Raw genomic sequence first — 16,758 nt, 5'->3', positions numbered from 1 at the left:
CAATTTCCGGTCGCGCCGAGCGACAGCGAAAGACCGTGTGGCCAGGCTTGCGTTGTCAGCATCCTGGGGCGGCATTCCCCAATGGTCTATAAGAGGCAGAACGTCACATGGTCGTTGTCACGGATCAGGAGTGTTAAAGTATCGGCCCGTTTCTACCGTGGTGGTCTCGTGGTTGGTCGAAACGAGCGGTACCCATGTCCCTGTGCTGTGACTTTCAGCGCAAGGCGGCAGTCTATGACTAGTCTTATGGCCGGACTCGCTTATTCGAGTCGGATGAACGCAGCAAGCCCTCCATAAAGGGACCATTGAGGAATACGCATGACCAAACAACAGGCCTTTACTCGGGAAGATCTGCTCCGTTGCAGCCGCGGCGAGCTGTTCGGCCCCGGTAATGCGCAACTGCCCGCGCCGAACATGCTAATGGTTGACCGCATCGTTCATATCAGCGAAGTCGGCGGCAAGTACGGCAAGGGCGAGCTGGTTGCAGAGCTGGATATCAACCCTGATCTCTGGTTCTTTGCCTGCCACTTCGAAGGTGACCCGGTTATGCCTGGCTGCCTGGGCCTCGATGCCATGTGGCAGCTGGTCGGCTTCTATCTGGGCTGGCAGGGCAACCCGGGCCGTGGTCGTGCGCTGGGTTCTGGCGAGGTCAAATTCTTCGGTCAGGTCCTGCCGACCGCCAAGAAGGTTACCTATAACATCCATATCAAACGCACCATCAGCCGCTCTCTGGTACTCGGTATCGCCGATGGCACCGTTAGCGTGGATGGTCGCGAGATTTACAGTGCCGAAGGTTTGCGTGTCGGCCTGTTTACATCTACTGATAGCTTCTGAAGGACTTCCGCATGCGTCGCGTCGTAATCACCGGCCTGGGTATCGTTTCCTGCCTCGGCAATGACAAAGACACCGTTTCCGCCAACCTAAGGGCCAGTCGCCCCGGTATTCGCTTCAATCAGGCCTATGCCGATATGGGCCTGCGTAGCCAGGTCTCCGGCTCGGTTGATCTGAACCTCGAAGAGCTGATCGACCGCAAGGTTCTGCGCTTCATGGGCGATGCGGCAGCTTACGCCTATCTGGCGATGCAACAGGCTCTGGAAGACTCAGGCCTCAGCGCTGAGGATATTTCCAACCCGCGCATCGGCCTCATTGCTGGATCCGGTGGCGCCTCTACCATCAATCAGATGGAAGCCATCGACATCCTTCGCGAGAAGGGCGTCAAGCGCATAGGGCCGTACCGTGTACCCCGCACCATGAGCAGCACGGTTTCCGCTTGCCTGGCGACGCCGTTCCGCATCAAGGGCATCAACTACTCCATCGCCTCGGCCTGCGCCACCAGCGCGCACTGCATCGGCCATGCGATGGAACAGATCCAAATGGGCAAGCAGGACGTCGTCTTTGCCGGCGGCGGAGAGGAAGAGCACTGGAGCCAGAGCTGCCTGTTCGACGCCATGGGCGCCCTCTCCAGCCAGTACAACGAGACGCCGGAAAAGGCCTCGCGCGCCTATGATGCCAAGCGTGACGGCTTCGTCATCGCGGGTGGCGGCGGCATGGTGGTGGTCGAAGAGCTGGAGCATGCGCTCAAGCGCGGCGCTAAGATCTACGCGGAAATTGTCGGCTACGGCGCGACCTCCGATGGCTACGACATGGTCGCACCGAGCGGCGAAGGCGCGCTGCGCTGCATGCAGCAGGCGATGGCCACGGTTGAAGGTGATGTCGATTACCTGAACACCCATGGCACCTCCACTCCGGTGGGCGACGTCGCTGAGAGCAAGGCCGTACGCAACATGTTCGGTGACAAGATCCCAGCCATCAGCTCGACCAAGAGCCTGTCAGGCCACTCACTGGGCGCCGCAGGTGTTCACGAGGCGATCTATTGCATGCTGATGATGCAGGGCAACTTCATTGCCGGCTCGGCCAACATCGAAGAGCTCGATGCAGAAGTCGCGGACCTGCCGATCGTTCGCGAAACCCGCGAAGATGCCAAGATCGACACCGTCATGAGTAACAGCTTTGGCTTCGGTGGCACCAACGCAACGTTGGTACTGAAGCGCTGGAAAGGCTGATCAGCACAGCTAGTAAACGACAACGGCGCCTCAGGGCGCCGTTGTTGTTTGTGGATGTTTTATATGCGGTCATCTCCAGATCGCTTAACCGGACCGGAACGCGACCTGGACGAAAGCAGTAGATCAGGAAGCCTGCACCTGTCCTTCCACATCTCCATGCGCTATGCATGATGCTGCTGTAAAGAGCGCATCCGTCGAGGAGTTCAGCGCAGTCTCGGCCGAATCCTGAATTACTCCGATGATGAAGCCGACAGCGACGACCTGCATCGCCAAATCGTTGGAAATCCCAAACAGGCTGCAGGCCAGCGGGATCAGCAACAGCGAACCGCCAGCGACACCAGAGGCACCGCAGGCACAAACCGCTGCAAGCAGGCTGAGCAAGATCGCCGTCGGGATATCCACAACGATGCCCAGCGTGTTCACGGCTGCCAATGTCAACACCGTAATGGTAATAGCCGCCCCACCCATATTGATGGTCGCGCCAAGCGGGATCGAAACCGAGTAGGTGTCCTTATGCAGCCCGAGCCGCTCGCACAACTGCATGTTCACCGGGATGTTGGCTGCCGAGCTGCGGGTAAAGAAAGCAGTGATACCGCTCTCCCGCAAGCAGGTGAACACCAACGGGTAAGGGTTGCGGCGAATCTGCCAGAACACGATCAAGGGGTTAACCACCAGCGCCATGAACAGCATGCTGCCCACCAGCACCATCAGGAGCTGCAGGTAACCGGCCAGCGCGGCAAAGCCGGACTCGGCTAAGGTCCCCGCTACCAGACCAAAGATACCCAGCGGAGCAAACCCGATGACGACCTTGACGATCAAGGTAACGCCTTCCGAGACATCGGCGATCAGATCGCGAGTGCTCTGACGCGCGTGCCTAAACGCAAACCCAAGTCCAATCGCCCACGCCAGGATGCCGATGAAATTACCTTCGATCAGCGCATGGATCGGGTTATCCACGACGTTGAACAGTAACGTTTTCAAAACAGCCCCGACACCTGCAGGCGGTACGACGTCATTGGCTTGGCTGACCAACGTCAGGCTGGTCGGGAACATGAAGCTGGCGATAACAGCAACGGCTGCCGCACTGACCGTGCCCAACGCATAGAGCATCAGAACCGGACGAATGTGCGTCGGCTGTCCGCGCTTGTGATTGGCTAGCGACGCAGTGACCAGAACGAACACCAATACCGGCGCAACCGCCTTCAATCCTGCGACGAACAGACTTCCCAGCAAGCTGACTGACGCTGCGGCCTCAGGCCACAGCCAGGCCAGAAGACAGCCCGCAACAAGGCCGACCACAATCTGTGTGACCAGACCGATACGGTTATAAGCTCGAATTAGAGGAGATGAGGGATTGGACATAGCGAAGTCTCGGCGTAGACGGCTGGATCAGGCGAGGCCCATCGCCCTGGAAGCGACAGCCGAAGCCCTGCGAAAAACGCCGGATGGTACGCATCTCCACCCGATCTGCCCAGCTTCGGGGCAAAACGGATGGACTGACACCTTGTAGCACAGTGCAGAACACGAAGCCCCTTGCAGGGCGTCGCCGAAACAAAGCGGGCCAGATGGTAAATCGTACTACCCGCTCGTTTAGATTAATCCCAGCGATGCCCGCTCCTGGCTCGGGGCGCTGGCCTGGTTAGCACCCGCAGATGGCTGAAGAGACAGGTCACGAATCTTCATCAATCAGCAGGAACGGGCATCTTGAAATCTTGGCGTTGAGAAGGCGTGAAGAGCGGCACATGGAGCCATCCGACGGCCAACTGGCGCCACTTCAGTGTTTACCGCACCTCCGCCTGCCGCTTACGCGGAAGTACAGCGAGAAAATTGTCACGCGCCACTTTGCGTGCCACGGCCTCGGGCAACGCATCGAGGAAAGGATCAAATGCGTGCATCGCCTCTCCCAAACCTTCGAAGCGCCCCACAACATCTGAACCAATCATGAAGCGCGTAGGATGCCGCTCGGCCAAGGCCACCCAGTCGGGATCGGGTGCGCCTGCGCTGTCCAGCAGATACGGACGAAGCATGGTCCATGACAAATCGACGTATAAATTCGGATAGTCATCGAGCAGGCGTTTGACGGTAGGTAGCAGGAAGTCCAGCTTCTTCTGGTGACGATGAAGCTCCTTGCTGGTACCAGCATGCGCCCAGATAAAGCGTGTATGCGGGTGGTTTCGCAGCGGCTCTTCCAGTTCAGCCAGATAGAGCGGATTGCGTTCGCGCTTGGAGGTGATGTTTGAGTGCAGCATGACCGGCAGATCGAACTCGGCTGCCAGGTGGTAGACCCGCGTCAACGCTTCGTTGTTGGCACGGGGCGTATCGCCCTGAGTCAGAGCCGTCACATCATCATGCCGCGTGAATATCTCACCAAGTCCCTGCCACAGACCTGGATCCATATCGAGCATCCGACGGATATGCGCGTCGGCGTTCTTGTCATTCGGATTGAAGCCCGATAGAAACGGATGGAAGCGCTTGCGCTGCTCTTCGTCTAACTCCTTGAGCGCCGCAGCAACCACCACATCGGTCGCACTGTACCAGTAGACGGCCGCGTCATCGCCTGCATAGTAGCGAGGGCGTTTGGGCTCATTCTCGTGCCATTTCTTAGCGACCGGTATACCGCTGATCATCACGTGATCAATGTCGCCCTTGTCCATGGCTTTAAGCAGCTGGTCCATGCCACCGCTTTCCTGGAAAAAGTCGACGAAATGCAGATGGGCGTCGCTGTAGTGGTAGTCCCGTGCCTGTACCGGTGCAGCCGAGACAACCAGGCAAAACGCGGCGAGACAGTTTCGTATGTTGAGCAACCGATGTCCTCCTGATGAGCACGCAGATAGACCGTCCAGTCGCTTGGCGGTTCATAACGCGATAACGCTGTTACAAGCGAGCCGCGCTTAATGCCTGATTTACCCTGGTTCTTTCAGCAAACGCAGCTGAACGAAAAAGGCCCGTCAGTGACGGGCCTTTTTTGCGGCAGATCAGGTTAAGCGGATAACTCAACCAACAGCTTGTTGAGGCGCTGCACATAAGCTGCAGGGTCCTTCAAGCTGTCCCCTGCCGCCAGCGCAGCCTGATCGAAGAGGATGTGCGAAAGATCGGCGAAGCGGTCTTCATCCGGCTCGGCGTCGAGCTTTTCAATCAGCGGGTGTGCCGGGTTGATCTCGAAGATCGGCTTCGACTCCGGCACCTTCTGTCCGCTGGCCTCGAGGATCTGGCGCATCTGCAAGCCCAGATCTTGCTCACCAATCGCAAGAATTGCCGGCGAATCAGTCAGACGGTGCGATACGCGCACTTCAGCAACCTCATCGCCAAGCGCTGTCTTGAGACGCTCTACCAGGCCTTCCTTTGCTTTGGCGATCTCTTCCTGAGCCTTCTTGTCCTCTTCGGAGTCCAGCTTGCCGAGGTCCAGATCACCGCGGGCGACATCCACGAACTGCTTGCCATCGAATTCGGTCAGGTAGCTCATCAGCCACTCGTCGATACGATCGGTCAGCAGCAACACCTCGATACCCTTCTTGCGGAAGACTTCCAGATGCGGGCTGTTCTTGACCTGCGCATACGACTCGCCGGTGAGGTAGTAGACCTTGTCCTGCCCATCCTTGACGCGAGCCAGATACTCAGCCAGCGACACGCTTTGCTCGCCGGAACCATCGTGGGTGGAAGCGAAACGCAGCAGACTTGCGATCTTCTCCTTGTTCGCGAAATCTTCCGCCGGGCCTTCCTTCAGTACCTGACCGAACTGCTTCCAGAAGTTCTTGTAGTCCTCCGGCTTGTCCTTGGACAGCTTGTCCAGCATGTCCAGCACGCGCTTGGTCAGCGCCGACTTCATCGAATCAATCACCGGATCCTTCTGCAGAATCTCGCGGGACACGTTCAACGATAGGTCGTTGGAATCGACTACGCCTTTGATGAAGCGCAGGTACAACGGCAGGAACTCATCGGCCTGATCCATGATGAAGACCCGCTGGACGTAGAGTTTCAGTCCTTTGGGTGCTTCTCGCTGATACAGGTCGAACGGCGCACGGCCAGGAACGAACAACAACGACGTGTATTCGAGCTTGCCCTCAACTTTGTTATGACTCCAGGCCAACGGATTCTCGAAGTCGTGCCCGACGTGCTTATAGAACTCCTGGTATTCCTCGTCCTTCACCTCGGTGCGTGGACGGGTCCAGAGGGCGCTGGCTCGGTTGACGGTTTCCCACTCGGTCTCGGCCGGCTTGTCTTTCTCCTCACCATGAAACTCTTTCGGCAATTCGATCGGCAGCGCAATGTGGTCGGAGTATTTCTTGATGATGTTGCGAAGGCGCCAACCGTCGGCAAACTCTTCTTCGCCAGACTTGAGGTGCAGAACGATGCGAGTGCCACGTTCCGGCTTTTCGATGTTCGCAACCTCGAAATCGCCCTCGCCTTTCGAGGACCAATACACGCCTTCTTCTGCAGACGTACCGGCGCGGCGGCTGAACACCTCAACCTGCTCCGCGACGATGAAGGCGGAATAGAAGCCAACGCCGAACTGACCGATCAGGTGTGAATCCTTCTTCTGGTCACCGGTCAGGTGCTTCATGAAATCAGCCGTACCCGATTTGGCGATAGTGCCCAGATGGGTGATGACGTCTTCACGGTTCATGCCGATGCCGTTGTCTTCGAGAGTGACGGTCTTGGCATCTTTATCGAAGCTGACACGAATCTTCAGATCGGCTCCGCCCTCAAGCAGTTCAGGCTTGGCCAGCGCTTCGAAGCGAAGCTTGTCGGCAGCATCCGAGGCGTTGGAAATCAGCTCGCGAAGGAAGATCTCCTTATTTGAATACAAGGAATGAATCATCAGGTGAAGCAGCTGCTTCACTTCGGTCTGGAAGCCCAGGGTTTCTTTGTTTTGAGTCTCCACACTCATCGTCTTGCAAACTCCACATCGTCAATGGCACGGACCGCGACTGCGGCGATGACAAGCAGATGGGGGCTTGGCGCTAAAATTCAAGTGCAATGCATGCCTGGGTGCCATTGCAGACCTTGTACAGCGACTTCCTGCTAGGCCCACTAAGGCTCGAGTAGCTCAAGCCGAACGATATCGTCGGGGCTGAGGTTGAATACTGCCTCCCCCGGCCCTTTCAGCCGTTGTCTGATAGACAGGTTGCCATCCCGATCGAGCCCTTTGAAGCGCCCTTCCGCAACGCCACCGCGCTTGGTATGGGCGCGTATTTGCAGATGTTCGTAGCGCTCCGGATTGCGCAGCAACCGCGCCAGAGAGAACCGCTGGCGGCGATCGATTCTGGCCGAAGCGGCGCTATCGGGCGTTGGTGCTGCTTGGGTCGTAGCAACCTTTGGCTGGGTTTCGACTGTAGCCTTCAGCGGCGGGTAGGTATCGTCGTCGACCGCCCAGCCTTGGTCACCCTTGTGCATATTGAGTTCGAAAAGACTCGGCGAACCTTCAACTTCGGCTTGCAGTGAGAGGATCATGCTCGACGCAGGGAAGGAAACAGCAGGCAGGGCCCCGATGGTCACTGCCCGCGTCTCGAAGCGTCGCTGCAGATGATCCTTAGCCACATAAGCGAGTGTGTCAGCCGAGTCATGCGTCAGATCCACCTGGCCCGAACGATAACGCAGGTTGTCGGTGAACAGTTCGATGTGTCCACTGAGGCTCGTGTGGTAATGGGCCGGCAAGACCAGATGGAAGTCACCGGCCAGCTTGTTCGGCGGCACCGGCTGCAGATCCAGATGTAAGGTGTAGCCGCTTCGAACTCGGCGCGCCTCAGGTAGCTGTTGTTCTGGACGCATCCAGTTGATTTCGATCTCCGGGACAGCACCGGTGTCCTCGGGAAGCACATCGACCTGCACAGCTCCAGGCGGCTTTTCGCCAAGGCGAATGCTCACTTCCTGCTGGGCAAACAGCTGATCCCCATCACGCAGTATGAGTACGCCATCTGTAAAACTGCCAACCCTAGGCTCGAAGGGTCGGCCATCGAGCTGCCCGTGCAAGCGAAAACTCAGCTGCTGGCCCTGCATCTCATCCTGCTCGAGCCACTCAAGGCTGGTGATGGCTGCGATTCGCTCCGGATCGTGGCTGGCGAGCAATGTAAACCCAACTACAAGAGGGATAAAGCCCAAAGCGGACAGCCCCACCGCCTTCCGGGCGTTATTCCAGTGGCGCGCGATATAGAGCAGAGTCACCGGGGGTAGCAGACAGCCGACGCCCCACAACAAGCCCGTACCGAACGCCAGAACGATCAACCAGATCAGACCGACTACGATCAGCAGTAGCCCACCCAGTATCAGCAACGCATCCATTCAACACCTTCGAGACAACTGCTAGTGGCACCGGCCAGGCCTATCAGGGCTCGTTGACCTTGAAGTGGCAACGTGCAGTAGCGATCGGTTCGGCCTGATTGGTTTGCCAGGCCGTCACGGCAACATTGGCCACACGGCGTCCCTGGCGCCAGACCTGGCAGGCGGCGAAGGTGTCACGATAGTGACCCGCTCGAAGATAATCTATCGAGAAGTCGATGATTTTGGGCAAATGTGGCGCGCCCATGAACATCAGCAGATGGAGCATTGCCGCATGCTCCATGAAGCCAGCAATCACGCCGCCATGGATGGCTGGAAGCGTAGGATTGCCGATATTGTCCTGGTTCTTTGGCAGCCGAAACACCATCTCATCGCCCAGCCGCAAGCACTCGATACCGATGAGCCTGGCGTACGGCACCATGTTCAGAAGCACATCGTAATCATTGCTGGCGTGAGCCTCACGGACCAGCGCGTCCAGGTCCGGAACACTCATTGCGGTGCCTCCGGTGCTTTCATTAGGCTGTTCTTGCCCATGCGCATAAAAGCACCCACAACGTGTGCAATCGGTTCGTTGATATCACGCTGATAAGCGACTCCACGGGTGAAAATGACTGTCGGTGTTACGCGGTAGCACTCAGCAAAGCCAAACACATCATGATTTGGTTCGGCGGGATGCATGTAATCAATGCGTAGATCAAGCGTGGGACAGATCTCGAGCTCAGGCAGTGCGCACGCCGTGGAGATACCGCAAGTGGTGTCCATCAATGTTGTAATCGCCCCGCCATGGACGCGTCCGGTCTCAGGATTGCTGACGATCTTTTCACTATAAGGAAGGCACAACGTGAGCCCCTTGGCGCTCGCATGCTCGACACGCATGCCCAGGACCTGACAGTGGCGTAACAGGGAAAGAAAGCGCTGGGTGCGCTCCAATATCAAACTATCGCTCATGCGAACTCTCAAAAAGTCCAAACCACAGAGTTTACCGGCTCTACTGACTAGCCCCTCACTCCTTGGGCGGCTCGATAGGCAAGGTTGGCGTGAACACCATGACTTCAAGCACATCGGAATGAAACTCTCGGCGATACAAGACCAGTACCACCCCGGTCGTTACCGTCATGAAGAACCAGGGATGAATGAACCAGGATAAGGTGGCCATTCCGAAGTAATAAGCCCTCAGGCCGAAGTTGAACTGGTTTGCCGCCATCGAAATGACCCTTGCAGCCCGCTCGGCGAATGACTTGCGCTCAAGGTCACTCACATTGCGCTCACCCGCCATCGGCGCCGAGGCAACCAGCACAGCAGCGAAGTTGTACTGCCGCATGCACCAGCTGAAAGTGAAAAACGCATAAACGAACACCACCGCCAACGCCAACAGCTTGATTTCCGAAAGCCCACGGCTGACCGGTTGTGCGAACGGCAGATCCGCCAACAGCGAAACTGCACGTTCGGACGCGCCCAGCGCGGTCAGTATCCCAGCCAGGATGATCAAGGTGCTGGATGCGAAAAATGCCGCATTGCGCTCCAGATTGCCGATCACATTGGCATCGGCGATGCGGTTATCGCGCAGCAGCATCCGCCGCATCCAGTCCTGCCGATACAAATGCAGGACACTGGCCAGGCACGCGGTGTCCCTGCCCCGCCAGCTTGCGTAGCGGGTGTAGCCGGCCCAGCACAGTACGAACCACACGACAGCAATCAGATGAGGCAGCAAATGATTGGGAATGAGCATGTAAACCCCTCTGGACGCATGCGCCTGATTATAGCCAGCGAAACCGCTTGCTAGGCGTCTCGCGAACCAATCGTACGGCCGAGTCAACCGGCATTAGGATGCGAGTCGGCGTTGACCAAGCAGCCGATCCACGGCGAACGCGATCGCCAGAGTCACCAGCACTGGAACCAGCCAACCCATGCTCTGCGCGGCCAAGGGGAGCCTGGTAAACAACACGGGAACCAGGTCGGTGAATCCCGCCGCCGACATCCCATCGGCAACACCGAACACCAGCGTGACGGCCATTACCGGGATGAACACCCGACTGGGCGAAACCCAGCAGCGATCCAGCAGACTCAATGCAACCAACATGATCGCCAGCGGGTAGAGCCCGACCAGCACGGGCACTGACACACTGATCAGCTGGGTCAGGCCCTGATTGGCCACCAACAGGCTGAAAAGCGTGAATACCACGGCGACAGTGCGATAGCCGACGGGCATCAAGCCGCTGAAGAATTCGCCACAGGCGGTCGTCAATCCGACTGCGGTTGTCAGGCAAGCCAGCGTAATCACGACTGCAAGCAGCAGACTGCCCGTAGTACCAAAGGTGTGTTGCACGTAAGTCGTAAGGATCTGCACGCCGTTTTGCGCCTCACCGGCAATGCCCTGACTAGTTGCGCCCAGGTAGAACAGCGCGAGGTACACCAGCGACAGACCAAGCGCGGCTATGGCGCCAGCAATCATCGAGTAACGGGTCACCAGCGCCGGCTCGGATACGCCTCGATCACGGATGGCGGTCGCGATCACAATGCCGAATACCAGCGCGCCCAAGGTATCCATGGTCAGATAGCCTTCTAGAAATCCTTTCAGCAGGGGACCGTTACGGTAGCTCTCAGCTGTGGTCCCGATGTCGCCAGCCGGCGCGAACACCGCAGCGCCGCCCAGCACCAGCAACGCAGCCAGTAATACAGGCGTGATGAACTTGCCGACCCGGTTCACCAACTGACCTGGATTTATCGCCAGGAACAATGTCGCCGCAAAAAACAGAACCGTATAAACGAAAAGGGGGATAGCTGCGTTGCCGGTAAAGGGCGCAACGCCCATTTCAAACGACACCACTGCCGTCCGAGGCGTAGCGAACAGTGGGCCAATGGCAAGGTACACCGCTACCGCCAGCAGCGTGCCGGCGCCACGCCCCAGCGGGGCGGTCAAGCGATCCATGCCGCCGCCGACCCGTGCCAGCGCGACCACAGTCAACAAAGGCAACCCGACGCCAGTCAACAGAAACCCCAGTGCTGCAAGCCAGAGCGAGTGCCCTGCAGCCAGCCCGGCACTGGGTGGAAAGATAATATTGCCTGCGCCGAGAAACAGCGCGAACGTCATGAAGCCTAGGGCCAGCAGATCAAGGCCTTTCAGTCGAATCATTGAACTATCCCACTACAGAAGGTTCTGGCACGACACGCACCAAGCGTGAACTCCCGGATACGGCTCATGCTGCGCCGCGCGAAAAAAGCACGCACCTTAATCGAAATGACTTGCGAGGGCGAGGAGTCGTACTCCCCAAAACGAGATGGTGCGAGAAGACGGACGCCGCTAGGCATATTCGCTCGGACCAAGCCAGAACGCCGTTTATCGTCCTGCAGAAACGAAGATGCCAGTCAGACGAGCTGACTGGCATCGGGTGCCACTAGGAGGGGATCAGGCCTGCTTGGCGTCCCAGCCGGTGACTTCCGCCAGCGCCTTGCCGATATCGGCGAGCGAACGAACAGTCTTCACGCCAGCGTCTTGCAGCGCAGCGAACTTCTCGTCCGCGGTGCCCTTGCCGCCGGAAATGATCGCACCGGCATGCCCCATGCGCTTGCCCGCCGGAGCCGTCACACCAGCAATGTAGGAGACCACCGGCTTGGTGACATTGGCCTTGATATAGGCGGCTGCCTCCTCTTCGGCGGAACCGCCGATCTCACCGATCATGACGATCGCTTCGGTCTGCGGGTCTTCCTGAAACAACTTGAGGATGTCGATGAAGGTCGATCCTGGAATAGGATCGCCGCCGATACCCACACAGGTGGACTGACCGAAACCAGCGTCGGTGGTCTGCTTGACCGCTTCGTAGGTCAGAGTGCCCGAACGAGACACGATGCCAACCTTGCCCGGCATGTGGATGTGACCCGGCTGGATACCGATCTTGCACTCGCCAGGCGTAATCACACCTGGGCAGTTCGGGCCAATCAGGCGAACACCCATTTCGTCACACTTGATCTTCACTTCGAGCATGTCGAGAGTTGGGATGCCTTCGGTGATGCAGACGATCAGCTTGATACCGCCGAACACTGCTTCAAGAATGGAGTCCTTGCAAAACGGTGCCGGAACATAGATCACTGATGCATCCGCGCCAGTCGCTTCGACTGCTTCTTTAACCGTGTTGAATACCGGCAGGCCCAGATGAGTTGTGCCGCCCTTGCCAGGAGTCACGCCACCGACCATTTTGGTGCCGTATTCGATGGCCTGCTCGGAGTGGAAGGTACCTTGCGAACCGGTGAAACCCTGGCAGATAACTTTGGTGTCTTTATTGATCAGGACGCTCATTACTTGCCCTCCGCGGCTTTGACGACTTGAATGGCCGCATCGGTCAGGCTCGTCGCACCGATGATATTCAGACCACTTTCACCCAGCATCTTGGCGCCGAGTTCAGCATTGTTGCCTTCGAGACGGACGACCACAGGAACCTTGACGCCGACTTCCTTGACCGCACCGATAATGCCTTCAGCAATCATGTCGCAACGGACGATGCCGCCGAAGATGTTAACCAGGACAGCCGCGACGTTTTCATCGGACAGGATGATTTTGAACGCTTCAGTCACGCGCTCTTCTGTAGCGCCGCCGCCGACGTCGAGGAAGTTCGCCGGCTTGCCGCCGTGCAGATTGACGATATCCATGGTGCCCATGGCCAGACCTGCACCATTGACCATGCAGCCGATGTTGCCTTCCAGTGCAACGTAGTTGAGCTCCCACTTCGCTGCGTGAGCTTCGCGCGGGTCATCCTGGGACGGGTCCTGCATACCGCGCAGCTTGGGCTGGCGATAGATCGCGTTGCTATCGATATTCAACTTGGCATCAAGGCAGTGCAGATTGCCGTCTTTCTTGACGACCAGCGGATTGACTTCGAGCAGAGCCAGATCGTAGTCGACGAACAGCTTGGCCAGCCCTACAAAGATGTGGACGAACTGCTTGACCTGATCACCCTTCAGGCCGAGCTGGAATGCCAACTCGCGGCCCTGGAACGGTTGAGCGCCGACGAGCGGATCGATGGTTGCCTTGAGGATTTTTTCCGGCGTGTCGTGAGCGACCTTTTCGATGTCGACGCCACCTTCGGTGGAAGCCATGAAGACCACCCGACGGGTAGCACGGTCAACCACGGCGCCCAAGTACAGTTCTCTATCGATGTCAGTGCAGGCTTCAACGAGAATCTTGCTGACCGGCTGTCCGTTGGCGTCGGTTTGATAGGTCACCAGGCGCTTGTCTAGCCACTGCTCGGCGAATGCGCGGGCTTCGTCCTTGCTACGGACCAGCTTGACGCCACCCGCCTTGCCACGACCGCCAGCATGTACCTGAGCCTTAACTACCCACTCGGTACCGCCAATCTGATCACAGGCTTCAGCCGCTTCTTTGGGGCTGTCGATCGCATAACCCTTGGAAACCGGCAATCCGTACTCGGCAAACAGTTGCTTACCCTGATATTCGTGAAGATTCATCTTAGCTACCGTTCGGTTTGATGTGCATCAGACGCCACATTGCAGCGGCGTCACCTCAAGTCGCTGAAAACTATCGAAGATACCTTTCAGGGACCTGTCATACCTTGCTTGAAGGTATTCGACGGCCGCGCCAGGCCTATAAAGCCCAGCGCGAGCCGCCGCTTGTTGCTGCGCTATTAGCGCTTCTTGCGGTTGGCGATGTGAATCGCGTGACCATTCACCGCCAGCGCAGCTTCGTGCAGCGCTTCGGACATGGTCGGGTGCGAGAAGACCATCATGCCCAGATCTTCGGCGCTGGTGCCGAACTCCATGCCGATGGCGCCCTGCTGAACCAGCTCGGCTGCAGCCGGCCCCATGACATGCACACCCAGTACACGGTCGGTCTTGGCGTCAGCGATGACCTTGACCAGGCCCGCCGTATCGTTGGCAGCCATGGCACGGCCACTGGCAGCGAACGGGAAGGTGCCCACGTTGATTTCAACGCCTTCGCTTTTCAGCGCCTGCTCAGTCTTACCGACCCATGCGATTTCCGGATGGGTATAGATGACCGACGGAACCAGGTCGTAGTTCATTTGCGATTTGTGGCCCGCGATCCGCTCGGCAACCATCACACCCTCTTCCGATGCCTTATGCGCGAGCATCGCTCCACGGACCACGTCACCAATGGCATAAACGCCTGGGACACTGGTCGCGCACTGATCGTCGACAAAGATGAAGCCACGCTCATCCATGTCGACGCCTGCATCAGCGGCCAGCAGATCGGTGGTCACAGGACGGCGACCAACTGCAACGATCAGTTTGTCGAAGGTCTGCTGCTGCTCTCCCTCAGCGTTGGTGAAGTTGACGGTGACCTCGTCACCCTTCACTTCCGAACCGGTCACACGGGCGCCCAGCAGAATATTCAGGCCCTGTTTGCTTAGGACCTTGAAGGCTTCCTTGGAAATTTGTTCGTCGGCGGCCGGCAGGAACTTGTCCATGGCTTCGAGGACGGTGACTTCTGCACCCAGGCGAGCCCAGACCGATCCCAGCTCGAGGCCAATGACACCGGCGCCGATGACGCCAAGCTTCTTCGGCACGCTCTGGAAGTCCAGAGCGCCTGTCGAGTCGACAATGATCTTCTGGTCGACCGGCGCCGGCGGGATATCGACGGGCTTGGAACCGGAGGCGAGGATTACACTCTCCGCACCGAGTACCTGCGTGTTGCCATCCAGGCCAGTGACCTCGACCTGCTTCCCACTGAGAAGCTTGCCGTGACCCTCGAACACGGTTACACCGTTCGCCTTCATAAGACCGGCAACACCGCCAGTCAGGTTTTTAACGATCTGGTCCTTACGGGCCACCATGGTCGGAACGTCCATGGCCACTTCGCCAGTGCTGATGCCGTGAACCTTGAAGCTCTCGTGGGCTTCATGGAACTTGTAGGAGCTGTCCAGAAGCGCCTTGGACGGAATGCAACCGACGTTCAGACAGGTTCCGCCAAGCGCGGTCTTGCCTTCCTTGCCCTGATATTTTTCGATACAGGCGGTCTTTAGACCCAGTTGCGCTGCGCGAATGGCTGCAACATAACCGCCGGGGCCGGCACCGATCACGACGACGTCGAATTTCTGGCTCATTACGAATCCTCTTGAGTGCAGCTAAAAAATCAAAGGCCGCAGACAGCAGGCCCGGCACTTGCCTAGCCTGCCAACTGCAGCCCGTGACGCTTGTTAGATGTCCAGCAGCAAACGGGCCGGATCTTCCAGCAGGTTTTTGATGGTCACCAGGAAGCTGACCGCTTCCTTGCCATCGATAAGGCGATGGTCGTAGGACAACGCCAGATACATCATCGGTCGGATGACCACCTGGCCGTTAACGGCCATCGGACGCTGCAGAATGTTGTGCATGCCCAGGATAGCGGCTTGCGGCGGGTTGACAATCGGGGTCGACATCATCGAGCCGAAGGTGCCGCCGTTGGTGATGGTGAAGGTGCCGCCAGTCATCTCATCAATCGACAGTTTGCCATCACGCGCTTTCTTGCCAAAAGTGGCGATGCCGCTTTCAACTTCGGCCAGGTTCATCAGCTCGGCATTGCGCAGCACCGGAACGACCAGACCACGATCGCTGGAGACAGCGACGCCGATGTCCTGATAGCCGTGGTAGACGATGTCGGTACCGTCGATCGACGCGTTGACCGCGGGGAAGCGCTTCAGCGCCTCGACGGAAGCCTTGACGAAAAAGGACATGAAGCCCAGACGCACGCCGTTGTGGGTCTTTTCGAACAGATCCTTGTACTTCGAGCGCAGCGCCATGACCTCGGTCATGTCGACTTCGTTGAAGGTGGTCAGCATCGCCATGTTCGACTGTGCTTCAACCAGGCGCTCGGCAACCTTGGCGCGAAGGCGCGTCATCGGCACGCGCTTCTCGGTGCGGTCACCAGCAGCAGAAACAGGGGCCGATGCTGCACTAGTGGCGGCCTTGGCGGCTGCCGGAGCCGATTTTTTGGCCTCGATGGCAGCAACCAGATCTTCTTTGGTTACCCGCCCATCCTTGCCAGTGCCCTTTACGCTGTTCGGATCGATGCCGTTTTCTTCGGCCAGCTTGCGCGCGGCAGGCGCGAGGATCGCGTCTTCTCCACCCGCTGCAGGTGCCGATGCTGGAGCGGCTGCCGGAGCGGCGGCTTCTGCAGGCGCAGCAGCTGGAGCTGAAGCCGTAGCGCCAGCGTCCAGCTTGCCAAGCAGCTCACCGCTGAGCACGGTGTCGCCTTCGTTTTTGGCGATTTCGGTCAGCACGCCATCCGCTTCGGCTAGCACTTCCATAACAACCTTGTCGGTCTCGATGTCGACAATCAGTTCGTCACGCTTTACCGCATCGCCCGGTTGCTTGTGCCAGGTCGCAACGGTGCCGTCAGCAACCGATTCCGGAAATTGAGGGGCTTTGATCTCGATAGCCATTAGCTGGGTCCTATTTGATTCGGTTTTTA

Annotated in this window: 14 protein-coding genes; 2 read left to right on the top strand and 12 right to left on the bottom strand. The window is 58.2% G+C overall.

Annotated features, from left to right (window positions below):
- The first annotated feature begins 318 nt into the window (after positions 1-318).
- Both fabA and fabB read left to right on the top strand, forming a co-directional pair.
- Positions 319-834, top strand: coding sequence for a 3-hydroxyacyl-[acyl-carrier-protein] dehydratase FabA (fabA, locus tag RT21_RS19400; RefSeq protein ID WP_045426348.1), 516 nt, complete (start codon positions 319-321; stop codon positions 832-834).
- Positions 835-845: 11 nt separating this feature from the next.
- Complete coding sequence (gene fabB, locus RT21_RS19395) at positions 846-2,063, top strand: beta-ketoacyl-ACP synthase I (protein WP_045426346.1); 1,218 nt, start codon at positions 846-848, stop codon at positions 2,061-2,063.
- Positions 2,064-2,186: 123 nt separating this feature from the next.
- On the opposite strand, the gene sstT is transcribed toward fabB, so the two are convergent.
- The 12 genes from sstT to odhB form a co-directional block, all read right to left on the bottom strand.
- On the bottom strand, positions 2,187-3,425 hold the full coding sequence (gene sstT / locus RT21_RS19390) for a serine/threonine transporter SstT (protein WP_046164018.1): 1,239 nt from the start codon (positions 3,423-3,425) through the stop codon (positions 2,187-2,189).
- 419 nt (positions 3,426-3,844) lie between these two features.
- Complete coding sequence (locus tag RT21_RS19385) at positions 3,845-4,867, bottom strand: amidohydrolase family protein (protein WP_046164017.1); 1,023 nt, start codon at positions 4,865-4,867, stop codon at positions 3,845-3,847.
- A gap of 176 nt (positions 4,868-5,043) precedes the next feature.
- Positions 5,044-6,951 (bottom strand): molecular chaperone HtpG, encoded by a 1,908-nt coding sequence (htpG, locus tag RT21_RS19380; protein ID WP_046164016.1) that lies wholly within the window; start codon positions 6,949-6,951, stop codon positions 5,044-5,046.
- Positions 6,952-7,094: 143 nt separating this feature from the next.
- Positions 7,095-8,342 carry a hypothetical protein gene (locus RT21_RS19375; protein WP_046164015.1) on the bottom strand — a complete coding sequence of 416 codons (1,248 nt, stop codon included), beginning with the start codon at positions 8,340-8,342 and terminating at the stop codon, positions 7,095-7,097.
- A gap of 43 nt (positions 8,343-8,385) precedes the next feature.
- Complete coding sequence (locus RT21_RS19370; protein ID WP_045426331.1) at positions 8,386-8,832, bottom strand: PaaI family thioesterase; 447 nt, start codon at positions 8,830-8,832, stop codon at positions 8,386-8,388.
- Positions 8,829-9,287: a PaaI family thioesterase gene (locus tag RT21_RS19365; protein ID WP_045426329.1), complete on the bottom strand. Its 459-nt coding sequence runs from the start codon at positions 9,285-9,287 to the stop codon at positions 8,829-8,831. The genes RT21_RS19370 and RT21_RS19365 overlap by 4 nt, the downstream gene beginning before the upstream one ends.
- 55 nt (positions 9,288-9,342) lie before the next feature.
- Positions 9,343-10,068: a DUF599 domain-containing protein gene (locus tag RT21_RS19360; protein WP_045426327.1), complete on the bottom strand. Its 726-nt coding sequence runs from the start codon at positions 10,066-10,068 to the stop codon at positions 9,343-9,345.
- A 93-nt stretch (positions 10,069-10,161) separates the two neighbouring features.
- Positions 10,162-11,472 carry a branched-chain amino acid transport system II carrier protein gene (gene brnQ / locus RT21_RS19355; protein ID WP_046164014.1) on the bottom strand — a complete coding sequence of 437 codons (1,311 nt, stop codon included), beginning with the start codon at positions 11,470-11,472 and terminating at the stop codon, positions 10,162-10,164.
- Between the two features lie 273 nt (positions 11,473-11,745).
- Positions 11,746-12,633, bottom strand: coding sequence for a succinate--CoA ligase subunit alpha (sucD, locus tag RT21_RS19350; RefSeq protein WP_045426324.1), 888 nt, complete (start codon positions 12,631-12,633; stop codon positions 11,746-11,748).
- Positions 12,633-13,799 carry an ADP-forming succinate--CoA ligase subunit beta gene (gene sucC / locus RT21_RS19345; RefSeq protein ID WP_045426322.1) on the bottom strand — a complete coding sequence of 389 codons (1,167 nt, stop codon included), beginning with the start codon at positions 13,797-13,799 and terminating at the stop codon, positions 12,633-12,635. Before sucC ends, sucD begins: the two co-directional genes overlap by 1 nt.
- A 176-nt stretch (positions 13,800-13,975) precedes the next feature.
- Positions 13,976-15,412, bottom strand: a complete 1,437-nt coding sequence (gene lpdA, locus RT21_RS19340; protein ID WP_046164013.1) for a dihydrolipoyl dehydrogenase — start codon at positions 15,410-15,412, stop codon at positions 13,976-13,978.
- A 93-nt stretch (positions 15,413-15,505) separates the two neighbouring features.
- The gene (odhB, locus tag RT21_RS19335) at positions 15,506-16,729 is read right to left on the bottom strand and encodes a 2-oxoglutarate dehydrogenase complex dihydrolipoyllysine-residue succinyltransferase (RefSeq protein WP_046164012.1); all 1,224 of its coding nucleotides are present in this window, start codon (positions 16,727-16,729) and stop codon (positions 15,506-15,508) included.
- Positions 16,730-16,758 lie beyond the last annotated feature (29 nt).

It is taken from the genome of Pseudomonas sp. 10B238 (genome assembly GCF_000970615.1).
In the GTDB taxonomy this organism is placed as follows: Bacteria; Pseudomonadota; Gammaproteobacteria; order Pseudomonadales; family Pseudomonadaceae; genus Stutzerimonas.
This window is presented reverse-complemented; position numbering and strand designations above follow the sequence as displayed.

What these genes read in the sequence shown, in the direction of transcription:
- fabA (WP_045426348.1), top strand. Translation starts at nt 319, where the DNA reads ATGACCAAACAACAGGCCTTTACTCGGGAAGATCTGCTCCGTTGCAGC.
- fabB (WP_045426346.1), top strand. Translation starts at nt 846, where the DNA reads ATGCGTCGCGTCGTAATCACCGGCCTGGGTATCGTTTCCTGCCTCGGC.
- sstT (WP_046164018.1), bottom strand. Translation starts at nt 3,425, where the DNA reads ATGTCCAATCCCTCATCTCCTCTAATTCGAGCTTATAACCGTATCGGT.
- htpG (WP_046164016.1), bottom strand. Translation starts at nt 6,951, where the DNA reads ATGAGTGTGGAGACTCAAAACAAAGAAACCCTGGGCTTCCAGACCGAA.
- RT21_RS19375 (WP_046164015.1), bottom strand. Translation starts at nt 8,342, where the DNA reads ATGGATGCGTTGCTGATACTGGGTGGGCTACTGCTGATCGTAGTCGGT.
- RT21_RS19370 (WP_045426331.1), bottom strand. Translation starts at nt 8,832, where the DNA reads ATGAGTGTTCCGGACCTGGACGCGCTGGTCCGTGAGGCTCACGCCAGC.
- RT21_RS19365 (WP_045426329.1), bottom strand. Translation starts at nt 9,287, where the DNA reads ATGAGCGATAGTTTGATATTGGAGCGCACCCAGCGCTTTCTTTCCCTG.
- RT21_RS19360 (WP_045426327.1), bottom strand. Translation starts at nt 10,068, where the DNA reads ATGCTCATTCCCAATCATTTGCTGCCTCATCTGATTGCTGTCGTGTGG.
- brnQ (WP_046164014.1), bottom strand. Translation starts at nt 11,472, where the DNA reads ATGATTCGACTGAAAGGCCTTGATCTGCTGGCCCTAGGCTTCATGACG.
- sucD (WP_045426324.1), bottom strand. Translation starts at nt 12,633, where the DNA reads ATGAGCGTCCTGATCAATAAAGACACCAAAGTTATCTGCCAGGGTTTC.
- sucC (WP_045426322.1), bottom strand. Translation starts at nt 13,799, where the DNA reads ATGAATCTTCACGAATATCAGGGTAAGCAACTGTTTGCCGAGTACGGA.
- lpdA (WP_046164013.1), bottom strand. Translation starts at nt 15,412, where the DNA reads ATGAGCCAGAAATTCGACGTCGTCGTGATCGGTGCCGGCCCCGGCGGT.
- odhB (WP_046164012.1), bottom strand. Translation starts at nt 16,729, where the DNA reads ATGGCTATCGAGATCAAAGCCCCTCAATTTCCGGAATCGGTTGCTGAC.